General features: G+C 29.9%; 13 protein-coding genes. 11 read left to right on the forward strand and 2 right to left on the reverse strand.

Annotated elements, in window-relative coordinates:
* Positions 1-8: 8 nt before the first annotated feature.
* Positions 9-194, reverse strand: a complete 186-nt coding sequence (locus ACWGOQ_RS06205) for a class I lanthipeptide (RefSeq protein ID WP_452055997.1) — start codon at positions 192-194, stop codon at positions 9-11.
* A 113-nt stretch (positions 195-307) separates the two neighbouring features.
* Positions 308-2,017: a helix-turn-helix domain-containing protein gene (locus ACWGOQ_RS06210; protein WP_452055996.1), complete on the reverse strand. Its 1,710-nt coding sequence runs from the start codon at positions 2,015-2,017 to the stop codon at positions 308-310.
* A gap of 450 nt (positions 2,018-2,467) precedes the next feature.
* Here ACWGOQ_RS06210 and ACWGOQ_RS06215 point away from each other — a divergent pair, with 450 nt between their 5' ends.
* The 11 genes from ACWGOQ_RS06215 to ACWGOQ_RS06265 all read left to right on the forward strand — a co-directional run bounded on the left by ACWGOQ_RS06215 (position 2,468) and on the right by ACWGOQ_RS06265 (position 15,300).
* The gene (locus tag ACWGOQ_RS06215; protein ID WP_452055995.1) at positions 2,468-3,034 is read left to right on the forward strand and encodes an RNA polymerase sigma factor; all 567 of its coding nucleotides are present in this window, start codon (positions 2,468-2,470) and stop codon (positions 3,032-3,034) included.
* 130 nt (positions 3,035-3,164) lie between these two features.
* Positions 3,165-3,650, forward strand: a complete 486-nt coding sequence (locus ACWGOQ_RS06220) for a hypothetical protein (RefSeq protein WP_452055994.1) — start codon at positions 3,165-3,167, stop codon at positions 3,648-3,650.
* An 82-nt stretch (positions 3,651-3,732) separates the two neighbouring features.
* Positions 3,733-4,560 (forward strand): signal peptidase I, encoded by an 828-nt coding sequence (lepB, locus tag ACWGOQ_RS06225; RefSeq protein WP_452055993.1) that lies wholly within the window; start codon positions 3,733-3,735, stop codon positions 4,558-4,560.
* A gap of 47 nt (positions 4,561-4,607) precedes the next feature.
* The gene (locus ACWGOQ_RS06230) at positions 4,608-4,826 is read left to right on the forward strand and encodes a hypothetical protein (RefSeq protein WP_452055992.1); all 219 of its coding nucleotides are present in this window, start codon (positions 4,608-4,610) and stop codon (positions 4,824-4,826) included.
* Positions 4,827-4,863: 37 nt separating this feature from the next.
* Positions 4,864-5,073 carry a hypothetical protein gene (locus ACWGOQ_RS06235; RefSeq protein WP_452055991.1) on the forward strand — a complete coding sequence of 70 codons (210 nt, stop codon included), beginning with the start codon at positions 4,864-4,866 and terminating at the stop codon, positions 5,071-5,073.
* Between the two features lie 48 nt (positions 5,074-5,121).
* Positions 5,122-6,189, forward strand: a complete 1,068-nt coding sequence (locus tag ACWGOQ_RS06240) for a BF3164 family lipoprotein (RefSeq protein ID WP_452055990.1) — start codon at positions 5,122-5,124, stop codon at positions 6,187-6,189.
* 5 nt (positions 6,190-6,194) lie between these two features.
* The gene (locus ACWGOQ_RS06245; RefSeq protein WP_452055989.1) at positions 6,195-6,680 is read left to right on the forward strand and encodes a hypothetical protein; all 486 of its coding nucleotides are present in this window, start codon (positions 6,195-6,197) and stop codon (positions 6,678-6,680) included.
* A gap of 6 nt (positions 6,681-6,686) precedes the next feature.
* Positions 6,687-7,754 (forward strand): efflux RND transporter periplasmic adaptor subunit, encoded by a 1,068-nt coding sequence (locus ACWGOQ_RS06250; RefSeq protein ID WP_452055988.1) that lies wholly within the window; start codon positions 6,687-6,689, stop codon positions 7,752-7,754.
* The gene (locus ACWGOQ_RS06255) at positions 7,747-10,830 is read left to right on the forward strand and encodes an efflux RND transporter permease subunit (RefSeq protein ID WP_452055987.1); all 3,084 of its coding nucleotides are present in this window, start codon (positions 7,747-7,749) and stop codon (positions 10,828-10,830) included. Before ACWGOQ_RS06250 ends, ACWGOQ_RS06255 begins: the two co-directional genes overlap by 8 nt.
* Entirely contained in the window at positions 10,811-13,831 is a 3,021-nt protein-coding gene (locus ACWGOQ_RS06260) for an efflux RND transporter permease subunit (protein WP_452055986.1), read from the forward strand. The genes ACWGOQ_RS06255 and ACWGOQ_RS06260 overlap by 20 nt, the downstream gene beginning before the upstream one ends.
* The gene (locus ACWGOQ_RS06265) at positions 13,825-15,300 is read left to right on the forward strand and encodes a TolC family protein (RefSeq protein ID WP_452055985.1); all 1,476 of its coding nucleotides are present in this window, start codon (positions 13,825-13,827) and stop codon (positions 15,298-15,300) included. Before ACWGOQ_RS06260 ends, ACWGOQ_RS06265 begins: the two co-directional genes overlap by 7 nt.
* The last annotated feature ends 5 nt before the right edge of the window (positions 15,301-15,305 follow it).

Here is a 15,305-nt window from a genome sequence, read left to right on the forward strand (position 1 = left end):
TATAATAGTTAATTACATTGTGGTCCTTCAATAGTTTCAGCACAACCATCCGAGTCTGGACAAATTGGCTTTCCGGGTATACTCTTGGTACCACAGCCTTTATCTATTGTACCTCCATAAATAGAACTTTTTTCATTTCTTGTTAACCTACTAACAGTAATTTTACTTAGCGATAATTTTTTTGTTTTCTTCATTTTTAAAATGTTAAGTTAATCTTCTTTTCTACAAATATATGTTAAACTAAACTATAATTAATTGCTAAATAACTCTTAATTCTAGAATTAAGACAACAAAAAAATACAATAAATTATTGAAAATCAGATGATTGAATTTTTTTTACAAAATACGAAGGATAAATTCCCGTTTTTTTAAAAAAGTACTTAGAAAAAACTTCTGCGGAATTAAACCCAGCCTCTTCTGCCAAAGCTTTAATTGTATATTGTTGTAGTTTTTGATCTTTCTTTAATTGATCAATAATATAGTTTACTCTTAAATCATTGATATATGGTGAAAATTTTTTCTGCTTATGATGTTTAATTACTTGAGTTAAATATTTGGTATTCGTATTGAGTTTTTTTGCTAAAACAGCAGAAGTAATGACTGAATTGGTAAAACCATTATTTTTCTCAAAATCTTGTAGGCCATTTAGAATTTTTTCTACGATATTATCTGCAATTCCAATAGAGGTAGCCTGAATTGTTGGTGAATTAACGGGAGCTGTCTTTTCTTGGGTGTTTTTCATCAATTCTTCAAATCTGAACTTATATCTTTTGTGCCTTTTATAATTAAAGATTAACGATATTGTGATGAGAAAAATAACTAAGAGGGCAATAATGAGACTATAATTTGAACGACTATTTTTAATTTCTAGCTCTCCAATCAGTTTTTCTTTTTCTGATAGCAAAATTGGAGTATCAAAACCTTTGATCATCTTGTCATTGAGTTCCCTATAGTTATGATTGAGAATACTATCGTTGTATAAAAGCCTATTAATATAATGTAGTTGATTATTTTTATTCTCTATGGACTTATAATGTTTAATTAACGCATTATATGCAGGTCTAATTTCTGGAATCAGATAATTTGTTTCCAGAACCAGAGAGTCTATCCTTTTAAAATAAAAAATAGCTTTTTCTTCTTTTTTGGTCGCTTCATATGATTTTCCTAATGCATAATAAGCGTCTATTACATTGTAATTCGAAAAATAATATTTATTATTTTTTGACAAAACTTTTTCAATCTCAGAGATAGAATTGGTGTATTTTTTTTGATGATACTTAATAATACCTTCGTTTAATTTAAAAAGATTTTCTATGTAGATGTTTTTGGAAATTTTCATTCCTTCAGCATTATAAATATATGCTGAATCGATCTCCTTATTCCTTAAATAAGTCGTTATCAAATCGGCAAGGGTAACTAAATAACTTAATGAATCTTTTTTTGATTTTTCTACCTTTAATTCTTCAAATTTTAGGCACTTTTTAAAGAGGTATTTAGCTTCTTTATACTTGCCAAGTTTCCTTTTTAATAGAGCTATATTATGAGTAAAAGCAAATTCATTTTCTTGATCGTTTTTCTTTTGAGCAAACTCTAACCCTTTCAAATAACTATTCATGGCTTTGTTAAAGAAACCTTTATCGGCACAAAGTGCTCCTTTACGAAGATAAAACTTAGTTGGATAATATTTATATTTTGATTTTTTACCGTATGATATTGCACTATCAAGATAAGCGATTTGCATTTCAAAATCATCAAGATATAGACTAGACATTATTCGATATCCACTGGCTATTTTGGTAACACTTTTGGTTTCTTTTAGTTTTTGCAAAAGAAATTCAGCATAAATTTTTGCTGTTTTCTTATCGGAATGAAAATTGCTATCGAAACCACTATAAAGTTCATCGATATTTTGTTGAGCTAATGAATCTTTATTTATTAATATTTGTTCTTGACCATATACCAATTGCGCTACAATAAATGAAAATACCATAATATAACATCGCTTTCGTAAATTCATATATTATTCTTTTTCTTAATAAAAGATTATAATAATAGTTATTTCATTATTAGTTTTAAAAGAGACAACAATGTTTTGTTATTCAAACAAAGCAAATATACTTTTAATATTTTCTTTGTATTACTTATGGTTTCAATTATCTAGTAATCAATTTTTTAAGACGATTTTACCCTTGTCTTAATTCTTGAATTAAGACCTCGATATTCTAGAATTACGACTACCCCCCCTTGCACTAACGCATTTCTCCCCTATATATTTGCCTCAATCAAAAACGTAGTTCCAAAATCTGATCAGTAACAAAACTACAGTAAAAACCAATACAAGGTTTACAGAATTCCGTAATGGGATTATCAAACTAAATAACAGGAAATTTTTTGAGTAGGTGAGAAATTCGATACGCAAAGTAATAACTACTCAATTCTAAAAGTAAAGGGGAAATACAACAAACACATGAAAACTAAAAAGAATCAAGAAGTCATTGATGGAATTATTACAGGGGACTATGCTATACTTAAAGCATTTTACAAAAGGAATCTACCATTTGTACGAAAGTATATAGTACAAAATGGAGGGGCTGGAGAAGATATCGAAGATATATTTCAAGACTCATTAATACTAGTCTATAATAAATTGCGTAGTGGTTCATTGCAAATTGACCTATCCATACATAGTTATTTTATAGGAGTCTGTAAAAACAAATGGCGTAATCAACAACGTAGACAGTATAAAGTTTTATACGACGATAGTTTAATCGTGAAAAAAGAGGATGATACCCAATCTGTAATAGATACTATAACAGAAGAAGATCAAGCAGCATTATTTTACAAGCACTTGCATAATCTTAACAATAAAAACAGAAATATACTTCAATTATTCTTTGAAGGAAAAAGTATGCGAGAAATTTCCACAATTACTGGATATAGCGAAGGTTACACTAGAAAAAAGAAATGCATTTCCAAAAACAAACTAATACAGATGATCCTGCAAGATCCTGAATACAAGGAATATGCTATTTGATATAATGTGTGAGTTGGTGTTGATAGCAACGTAGCCTATTCTTGGGGATTGGTTGGTTGAATAGGTAGGCAAAATCATATTAAATCATAAAACCAGGATAGGCTTTACGTTGCAAACAATAAGATAAAAAATGAATATTATAAAAAAAGAACACAAACTACTTCATAAAGTGATGTGTCAATTTGAAGGAATGAACAAGATTGATATTCTTGATCTACTACATAAAATAGAGGTCTTACTATTTTATGCAAAAAGCCCCATTACTAAAGAAGAGATTACTTCCATTATTAATGCTGATTTTCACACCAACAAAGATATAGACCCCTGGCATTTTACCATTTTGCCTAACGGTAATTTTTGCGAATGTATTGGCTATAATGATTGGATTCACATATATAAGGAGATAAAATCCGGAGTTGGAAAATGGAACCTCGTTAATAGTCATTATTTCAAAACAAAACATGCGCCATTAGAACTTCTTAGGCTTAACAAGAAAAATCTTTTACAGCAACTTGAAAACACGCTAAAGGAAGAAGATATAAAAATATTTCTTCAAAAAAATTCTGCTTTAAAAAAAGATCCTGTTACCAGAAAACTATTGATACTCGATTTTTAAAAGACAAAACCTCTAATTAATCGACAAGACATATAAGAAACAAAGATTACTATAGATTATGAAAAGTTTAAAAAATATTTCTGTGAGATCAATTTGGTACTTACTCATTCCAGTAACGCTAGTCTTTCTATTGAAAATTTTTGTAATAGATGTATATCGGGTTTCATCAAACTCCATGAATGAGACTTTAGAAGTTGGAGATATTGTTGTAATAGACAAACTATCAAAAGGAACCTTATTCTATACTAAATCTAACAAATCTTTAAACCCATTTCTTTCAAAATTATTTGATAGAAATTACAGTAATAGTTTTGATTCTTTTAAAAGATTATTAGCTGTCAATAAAGGATTCAAAAGAAATGAAATAGTGGTTTTTAATAATCCACTCTACTTACCAGAGCTAATGATCAAACGTATTATTGCTGTACCTGGAGATTCCTTAAAAATCACTGATTCTAACATTAGTGTTAATAACATAGTATATGCTCCATCTCATTTAAGAAACAAAAACTACGTATCAAAAGCTTTTTCAAAAGATGAACAGTTAATACAGTTGTTGACAACTGATGCTAAAGATAGTAAAGTGGTTTCCATATATCCTGAAGATATTTCCTTCTTAAACACGAAGCTATCTGAGCAAAACATATTTATCCCAAAAAGAGGAGTTACCATAGAGCTTACAACTGCCAATTTTAATCTCTACAAAAGGATCATTAACGATTATGAAAAGAGAAACTTTATAAATGTTGACGGAGAAGTTTTTGAAAAAGGAAAAAGGGTTAACCGATATACCTTCAAAGAAAACTATTACTACGTCTTAGGTGACAACATTAACAATTCTGCAGATTCAAGGGCAAAAGGCTTTATTCCCGAATTCAACATCATAGGCAAAACAATCTTAATCTTATAAAAATAAAAACTAGGAATGGAATATTTACAAATTAAACTTTTAAAAACATGAAAAAAAGAATTTTTACAGCAGCTTTAGGTATGCTAGTAGCTGTTTCGATTTACGGAATTTCAGATGTAAGTGCAAAAACGAAACCTTGTAATACAAAATGTAGCACTTGTATTTGTCAAAAAGGAGATAAAGATCTCCCCGGATACAAAACAGTTAGAGATGGAAGTGGAAACTCTGATGTAGTAGGAGATGTTCCGGATGGAAATATTGAATAATTTAAAAAAACAAATCATGAAAAATAAATTAATACTAATGGCAATTGCCATGGTTTTCGGAGTATTGTCAGTTGCTTCAAGTGAGGAAATTAAAATTAAAGAGGTAAAAGCTCAGACTGGAGCATATTGCCAACAATTATTTATGTGGAGATGCCAATTAAATTCTACGTATATACATCATAAAAAATGGGTGCCAGCGCCAGATGACACACCAGATGACACACCTGACGGCGGGCAACAAATCTAATTATTAACAATCGTAAATATTTCCATTCCTTTTTAAAATAAAACACCAATGAAAAAACTATTCATATTATCAGCAATTATACTATGTGCATCTTGTAAAAAAGAGCAAGATTTTATCACCAAAAATATGTCAATTGTTCAGGACAAAGATTTTACAACCACAGAAGAAATCAAGGTTGAAAAATCAAATTTAGATACACTATTTAGGGTACCACTAGATCTTCAAATCCAAGGTAAATATCTTATTGCTAATGAAGCAAGAAAAGATTCTACCCTTTTTTATCTCTTTGAGCTTCCTTCTTTGAACCTAATTGGAGAAATAGGAACGCCGGGTAAAGGAAAAGGGCAGATATTAAATGCATGGCAAACAGGTATTAATAATGGTAAAGCATATGCCTTAGGCTTGACTCTACAAAAAATGCTAGAATACGATATTGATAGTATTAAAACTTTAGGAAGAAAAGCAGTACCAAAAGAGTATTTTCTTAAAGAAAGAGTGAATTCTGTATATGAATTAGAATTTTTAAACAATGAAACTTTTGTAGGATTATCAAATAGAAGTAAAGATAGTAGAATGTTTTTCAATACCTATAAAAATAGTATCCAAACAACTAAAACCACCCTCTACCCTATACGATTTGAAGAAAATTACCCTTCGGAAGCAATGACACAAATCTTTGACGCTAATGCAACTTTTGATGCTAATAAAACCAAAATTTTTGTTGCCAATACGAACATAAGATTAATTGAAATTTATGACATAGATGGAAACATCCTAAAGTTTATAAAATTTGGAGACTTTAAACTGCCGAACTTTGATATTGAAACCTCTGATGGATTTCCGATGTATATAGATACGGGAAATAATGAACGAACATTTTTGGACATCGCTGCATCAGATAAATACCTGTGTGCAATCTTTTCTGGAAAAATAGATAAATGGGAAAGTTATTCTTCTAAATATATGTATGTATTTGATCTAGATGGAAACCCTATCAAAAAAGTAATTTTTGATACAGAGATTGCTTTAATTCATTACTCTATAATTGATGATAAATTTTATGCAATTTCAGTAGATGAAAATGGTGACTCAGATCTTGTAAAGTTTACTATATAAAAAGTATGAGAAAGCCATTCAACATAGTCTTCGTAATCTGTACTCTACTTTTCTTATCCTGTAGTAAGCAGGAGGAACCATCTAAAAAGCGATTGTTGCACATTCCTGAAAATCTAGAAATATACCACGCCTCTACAAAGCAGAAAAATGCTCAACATAATATATATGTAAGTCTTGACGCCAATTGTGGATCTTGTATAGATAAGCTCAAAAAAGTAAGCGAATTTAGTTCTAACCTGAAAAAAGAATATAGAATAACCTTTATCCTATCTGCATTCAACAAAGGGTATATTGATTTTGCTGTTGAAGAAGCATTCGGAGAGAAGAAATTCAGCATCTTTTATGATAAAAAAGAGATGTTTTACAAGCTAAACAATGAGTTCTCAAGCTATTACCTTTTTATCACAGACAACAGTCATAACATTTTGAAATATGGAAATCCAGATGATGTTAATGAAATGGAAAGTATGATTAAATCACTAAAACTATAAATACATATGAGAATACTGTATCTGATATTGTTTTTTAGTGTAATAGTTTCTTGTAAAAATGAGGTTGACTTTTCTTCTCAGAAAGATTCTTTTCAAAATAATCAAATACATATCGACTCTGTATTGGTCAAAACAACCTATCCTACAAAAGGAATGTTTACAAAAGAGATTATCACAACGGGTAAATTACAAGCTCAGAAGAAAGTCAATCTAGTCTTTAAGTTTAATAGCGTTGTCAATAAAATCAATGTTTCTAATGGCGATAAAGTTCTAAACGGAAATATCATAGCTTCTCAGAAAAACAATGCTAATCACAATACAATACAGAGAAACCGGGAAGCATTAAGTCGTTCCTTAATAGATACAGAAGATATTCTTCTTGGTTTTGGATATTCTCTAGATAATGAATCTAAAATTCCAAAGGACATTCTAAAAATGGCAAAGGATCGTAGTGGGTATTTTACCGCCACAGCTAATCTTAAGGATGCAAAAATGAATTTGGATGAAACCATACTCAAATCTCCTATTAAAGGTGTAGTTGTAAACCTAGATCATAAAGTCATGAATGTTTCTGACAATACAAAAGTATTCTGTACGATAATTGATGATTCCATGATGGAAATTCAATTTTCTGTGCTAGAAGAACAGTATTCTTTTATCGAAAAAAACCAGCTCATAGCCATTTCAATAGGAGGTACTTTCAACAAAATATTTGATGGAAAAATAGTAGAAATAAATGCCCAAATAAATAAAGACGGTTTTATAAAAGTAAAAGGAATTGTAGAAAACCCGTCAAGTACTCTATTAGATGGTATGAATGTACAAGTTGTAATAAAGAAACCGCTCACTAATAAGATCAGTATTCCAAAATCCGCTCTAGTCTATCGAGATGGTAAAAAAGTAGTTTTTACCTATGAGAATGGAAGCGCAGTCTGGAATGATGTTATTGTAGGAGAAGAGAACAGGAATGAAATTATAATTAATCAAGGGCTAACTATAGATCAAAGAATTATCTATATGGGCAATCATAATTTAGCACATCATAGCAAAGTATACCTTTCTGAAAATGATTAAGAAGCACCATTTTTCTATAATAATAGCTTTTGCATTTTTTGTGCTTCTTGGGCTGTTTTTGACTCCAAAATTAAGTATCCAATTTAAAACCGATGCTTCCTCAAAGAATTGTACGATAGATTTTATCTATCCCAATTATGGTAGTCAGATCTTAGAAAATGAAGTAACCAGCAAAATTGAAAATAGTTTATCCACTATCAAAAACATAGAGCACATAACCTCTCATTCATCAACTGGAAAAGGAAATGTAACCTTAGTATTTGATAACAACATTGATTTTAAACAATTAAAAATAGAGGTGTTTTCAAGACTTCGTGCAATTTATGACAAACTACCTAAAGAAATTCCATATCCCGAAATATCCTTTTCTGATTTCCAAGAACAAAATAACCTGATACAAATTGGATTTTATAACCAAAATAAAAAATTTAATACCACCAAATATATAGAAAACACCATTCTTCCAGAGCTTTCAAGGATTCCAGAGATTCAAAAAATACATAAAAAGGAGAGTAACAAGAAAAAATATGTGATGTTTTATAATTCCGAAACATTACAAAAAATTGGTATAGACCCTGAAAAACTAAACCATTACATGCGTAATGATCTTAATAATGAATCCATCGCAATAGACCTAAAAAATGAGCCTATCCAAAAGATAATTAATATATCTACTTTCTCAAAAGATAGTATTCCGCAATTTTTCAATACCTACTATATACACCATAATAAACAAAAAATCTTCTTAAAAGATATTGCGGTACTAAACGAAGAGAAGGTTACTACACATTCTTTTAAAATTAATGACTTTCCAACTACGGTTCTTGATATCGTATTAAAGAACAATGCTAATCAAATTACTGTTGAGAAAAACATTTTTAAAACCTTGAAAGCAATAGAACCACCCTCAGAACTAGCATACTTAATAACCAAAAACACTGTAAAGAATATTAGAAATGAGATAAATAATGTTATTGTTAGAGCTCTCTTATCATTTTTGGTATTGATAATTGTGATTTTCTGTTCAAAAAGAAGTTGGAAACTTCTTATAATGATCATATGCTGTATTTTAACCAATATAGTGATCGCCCAATTATTTTATTTTCTATTCGATATTAACCTAAATCTATATTCCATTGCTTCTATAGCTATTTGCTTTGGGCTTATTACCGATAACATTATCATTATAATGAGTCACTTCTGGTCTAAAGGAAAAGTTGATAAGGAAATTATAGTACCAGTCTTAGCAGCTACCATGACCACAATAGGTGTATTAGCTGCAATATTATTGATTAGAAAAGACCTTTCTACAACATTAAAAGATTTTTCAGGGGTTTTAATTATTAATTTATTGATTTCCATAGCAGTATCATTTCTATTAGTTCCTAGCTTGATCCTCCAATTTAAAATTACACCTAATAATAAGAGCTACTTTCCTAAAGTTAAATCCATTCTTTTTAATGTATACAAAAAAGTTCTATTTAAATCTTTAAAAAACAAATATGGTATACTAACACTATTTATTTTACTATTTGGTTTTCCAATGTTTTTAATAAAAATGGATAATCATACCGATAAAAAAAGCAATGAAAACGATTCCTCATTTTATCAGAATAAAACGTTCAATAATTATATAAAACCAGTTTTAGGAGGTTCACTGACATACTTTATTGAAAACAAAAAACAGCTACTCAATTTTGAGTATAACAGTAATGATTCGCACCTTAATATCAAACTTCACCAAGACTTAAAGAGCAATATTGACGGACTCACTGCGTCTGTGAAGCGTTTTACTAAATTTCTTGACACTCAAGAAGCCATCAATTATTATAAGGTCAATAGAAATAATGATTTAGATATTTTGATTGAAGTCTTTTTCAAAAAGAATCAAGACTTTCATCTGTTAGATCATATTAAAAGAAATATTGAAGCATTATCACTACACATTGATGGCATGAAAATTTCTGTTTATGGCATTGGAAATGCCTTCGGAAATTCCGCATCTGAAACATCGGATGGGTATGTCAAATTGAAAGGGTACAATATAAATTCTCTCTATAAACTAGCCGATAATATTACTGAAAAACACTTATATAAAAATAAAAGAGTAAGTTATGTTGAAGCTAGTAGTAACCCGCAAATTGAGTTTAAAAAACTCAAGGAATATGAAATAAAGCGAAAAGCAACATATCGTAACGACATATCACTAAATAATTACTTCAAAAGTCTTGAAAGATTTGTCGGCAAAGAGTATGCTATAATCAATTCTTTAGATGCCCAACTTTCTGCCAAAACAACATCTAAACTAGCAGATATTAGTAGTATTCATTCCAGATACTTTACTATTGATTCTTTAGGGACAAGTTTTCAAGGTTATTTCGATATCAAAGAGCGATATCTAGATAAAACCATTGTGAGGAAAAACAAACTATACCAATTATACCTCAATTTTTCTTATAAAGGGAATTCAATCCAAAGTAAAAAATTTATTGGCAATGTCGTTAATGAAGTCAAAAAAAACCTTCCTATAGGTTTCAAAATTTCATCAAGCTTCGACAGGTCAAGAAATTATATAAAAACTAATCATCTTTTTCTTTTTCTTTTCGTGGTATTGTTGGTAAATTTTTTCATCTGCTCAATCCTATTCGAATCACTTAGTGCTGCCTTTAAAATAGTAGCTACAATACCCATATCATTTATAGGAATATTTATTACCTACCCTCTACTAGATGTGCCCTTTGATATTGGTGGAGTAGCCTCTTTCTTTTTGATCAGTGGACTATCAGCCAATGCTATGATCTACGTATACAGTGAATACAAAAAAATTGATAATGGGCAACGATTACTTAACAACTATTTAAAAGCATTTGTTTCTAAAATTGATGCTATAGTCTTAACCATCATCTCTACTGTAGTTGGGCTCATACCCTTTATTCTATTTGACAGTGAACGCTTTTTTTGGACATCTTTTGCTTATGGTACTATTGGAGGAATGTTATTTTCTCTGATTACACTACTATTCTTTTTCCCACTAACCCTTAAATTAAAGCACAACTATGATAGCATTTCTAATTAAAAGAAAAATAGCCGTTATCATGTCTTTTGTGGCATGTATAGGTTTGGGGTTGATTAGTCTTAATGAAATTCCGGTATCGCTATTACCACACATTGATATCCCCAGAATAGAAATAAAGTTTGAACAACCTAATTTAGAATCAGAACAACTAAAAAATACCGTCATTAAACCTGGTATTAGAGAACTTGGACTGATCAATAATATCAAAGATATTTATGCCGAAACAAAAAATGGAGAAAGCACTATATATATCGAACTTATTGAGGGAACCGATGTAAACATAGCATATTTAGAGATTACAGAACGGATTGAAAAATTGCTCTCCAGATTACCCCGAAACATCCAAAGGCCTAAAATCTTAAAATTTAGCCCATCTGAAATTCCTGTGTTTTTTATCAATTCACCATACCCTTATACTAAGGATTCTCAAAATATAACGTATACTAATTTCATCAAATCTATTTGTAAAAAGAGGCTAGAAAGCTTAGAGGGAGTTTCTTATGTTGATGTAACAGGATATCTGTCTAAAAGAGTTGTTATTGCAATAGAAGACTCTAAATTAAAATCTTACAATATCTCTTATGCATCCATAAAAGACTTGATCAGAAATAATAATATTATTGGTAAAAGCCTAGAGGTACGCGATAAATCATATCTATATAAAGTACACTTAAATGAAAGTTTATCTACTACTGAGCAGATAAAAAACCTTCCCATAAACCTAGAAGGGAACTATATTAAATTGAAAGACATTGCTAACGTTCAGGAAGAGATACGTACAGATAATGGTTGGTTTGTTCAGGATGGAATCCAAGGGATTTCTATGGCTATCATCAAAAATGAAAAATCAAAGATAAAAGATTTAAAAGAAGATGTATATAACACTTTATCTGCTATCCAAGACGAGTATCCAGAATTTAGTTTTCAGATAAGTCAGGATCAAACTGGGATTTTAGAAAGTTCCATTAGAAATCTCTTTGAAAGTCTTTTATTGGGGCTATTGTTAGCAGGGGTTTTAGTATATCTTTTTATTAAGAATCTAAAGTTATCGCTTATTATTAGTATCGTAATTCCTTCTTCTGTAGTAATAAGCTTTTTGTTTATTAAAATTTTAGGGATTTCCATAAACATCATTTCATTATCAGGCTTAATTATTGGAGTTGGATTAATGATTGATAATTCCATAATTCTGATTGATAATATCTCTCAATATAGGGAAGAAGGATCTACATTAATCCAATCTTGCGTTAAAGGTACCAATGATATTATAAAACCTTTATTAACATCTCTATTAACAACTTGTATTATTTTTATCCCTTTAATCTTTATTAAGGGGATCGCTGGCGTACTTTTTTATGATCAAGCTATGGCCTTAATCATAGGACTCTCTGTCTCCTACTTAATTACAATCATTATCCTCCCTACATTGTATAAAGTAGTAAACATTACAAAAGCCAACTACGTACAAGGTCCGTTATACGTATTGTACCACAATATATTTGATTTTTTATTGACAAAAAAAAGAGTCGTATTCTTCTCTATAACCTTATTTACTTTAGCTTCTTTTTTATTGATTAATTTCCTAAAGATTGAAAAGTTTCCTGATATATCTTATAACGAATTGGATTTAGAAGTGGATTGGGGTCAGTATCTTACAAAAGATCAGTTGGTTGTCAACAGCAGTGAATTATATTCCGAATTAAAAAAAATCAACAACCTAAACTCAATCAATTATTACATCGAAAACCAAGGATTTTCATCATCATTGAGTCATCAATTTGAAAAAGGAAAAACCAGATACATTATTGAATCAACCAGTGAAATAGCAATAAAGGTTATTGAACGTGAAATAGCAACCTTGTTTCAGGAAAGCTATTCAAACTTTGACTATACCATAAAGCCCTTAGAAAACCTTTTTGATAAAGTTTTTCAGTCAAGATTATCCAACCTCTTTATCAAAGTATATGAATACAAAAAAGTGGATCCCATTATTGATACAATAAAAAAACAATTTTCCGAAATCAAGGTATCTCCCCCGGTTAAAGAACAAGTATATCAATTAACGATACATCATACCAAATTGATAAATTATGGACTGACCAAAGAATCCTTATGTAATCAATTAAGCTTCCTGTTTGGAAAAACCAAAATCGATAATCTCAAGAATGAGGGAGACATATTTCCTATTTATCTAAAACAACAACATAACAATCTCTATGATATTCTGAACCGAACTTCCATTTACACAGAGAATAAAGAAAAGATTCCTCTTAGTTCTCTAGTATCAGTATTTAAAACCGATCGGGACAAACTTCTTTATACTGACATGCAAGGTGATTATATCCCATTGGATATTGAGTCCAAAAAGGAAGATACTGTAATCGAATATTATAACAATAAACTTTCTGATCAAACAAACAGTATCGAGGGGAAGTATTTTGAGGACAGAAAATTTATTAATGATTTTACCTACATCATCATTATAGAATTAATACTACTCTATTTTATGCTATCGGTTCAATTTAACTCTTTGCTGCTACCTCTAATTATTTTGATCGAACTACCTATAAGTATGGCTGGCTCCGTATTAGCGCTATTCATTTTTGGATATTCCTTAAATGTGATGTCAGGTATTGGCATTATTGTCTCTTTAGGGATTGTCATTAATGATTCTATTATCAAAATTGATACTATGAATAAGATAAAAAAGAATCCAACCATAGATATATTAAATGTTATTAGAATTTCTGGCGAGAAAAGATTAAACGCTATAATCATGACAAGTTTAACCACCATGCTAGCTACTATTCCTCTGTTATTCAATACGGACTTAGGATCAAGTATCCAAAAACCATTAGCTATCTCATTAATAGGTAGTTTGTTTATTGGAACATTGGTCAGTCTATTTTTAATACCTCTATTATATTGGAAAATAAACAGTCTCTCCCTGTTCAAACAAGATAACGTACTAATTACAAAAAGAAAAAAAATAAAATGCTGACTCTAAAATCTTATATAAATGTCGTATCCATATTCTTGATTCTATTGGTATATTTTAGTAATTCTGTTACAGCTCAGGAAAACATATACAAATATCTTTCTTTAGAAGAGGCTATTGAATTATCTAAATCTAATTCATTAGAATATAAAACTGCTAAAAACAGTTCTGATGTTGGATTATGGACTTACAAATCATTTCAATCTAACTTTTATCCAGAAATTAACGTAAGCGGTATTCTACCTAGTTACAACAAAACGATTAGCAGAATTACCAGCGATGACGGGACTGATTTATTCGTAAGTCAGAATCAGGCATTTTCATCTTTATCTGTTGATATTTCCCAACGGGTTTATTTGACCGGAGGAACTTTTAGTATTTCATCATCTGTAAATAGAATAGATATTTTTTCTGATGAAAACCTGACTACATATTCTACCAATCCATTTTCCATAAGTTATTTTCAAGAATCCATATTCTATAATCCGTTAAAATGGGAAAAGAAAATTCAGCCATTAGTTTATGAAGAAAGTAAACGAGATTTAATAGAGAACATAGAAGGGATTGCGCTGAATACAACCAGCAGATTTTTTGACTTTCTAGAAGCAGAAAAAAAATACCAGAATGCATTACAAAATGCTAAAAGTCAAGATACAATTTATAAAATATCAAAGGGTAGGTTTAAAATCGGAAAATTGTATGAAAATGACTTATTACAATCAGAATTGGGTTTACTCAATGCAGAAAAAGAAGTAATCAATGCTAAAAATCAACTAAAACTAACAAAAGAATCTTTTTTAGAATTAATAGGTGATAAAACTACTAATATCAAGCTTATCATTCCCAAAGAGGTACATTTTATAGCAATAGACTCTAGCAAATTGTTTGACAAAGCGCTAGAGAATACGGTCTTGATTATACGAAATAAAAGAAAAGTACTGGAGGCTAAAAATGAAGTAGCTAAAACTAAAAGAGATGGTATTAAAATTGGTCTGAATGGAAATTTTGGGCTTACAAATCAAAATAATCGTTTAGGCACCGCTTATACCAATCTGTTAGATCAACAAACATTCACACTAAATTTTTCTGCTCCTATATTTTCCTGGGGTAAGCGGAACTCACAAAAGAAAATAGCACTAGCAAATCTAGAACTTATAAAAAGCACGAATGCTCAAGAGCTAAATGCAGCAAAAAGAGAGTTAAGCGTAAAGTATATGGCCTGGCAGCAATTAGAAATATCCCTTAGAGTTTCTAAAAAAGCACTAGAGATTTCTAAAAGAAGATATAGTGTTTCCAAAAGAAGATTTGCTATTGGAAAAGTTTCTATCACTGACCTCAATATAGCTCAAAAGGAAAAAGATAGTGCAAACTCAAATTATTATAGGGCATTGCGTGAATATTGGGAATTATTTTACGAAATAAGAAAGTTGACCTTATACGATTTCTCCAGAGGGAGAAATGTAGAATTATAAATGAA

The organism is Aquimarina ulvae (assembly GCF_053613295.3).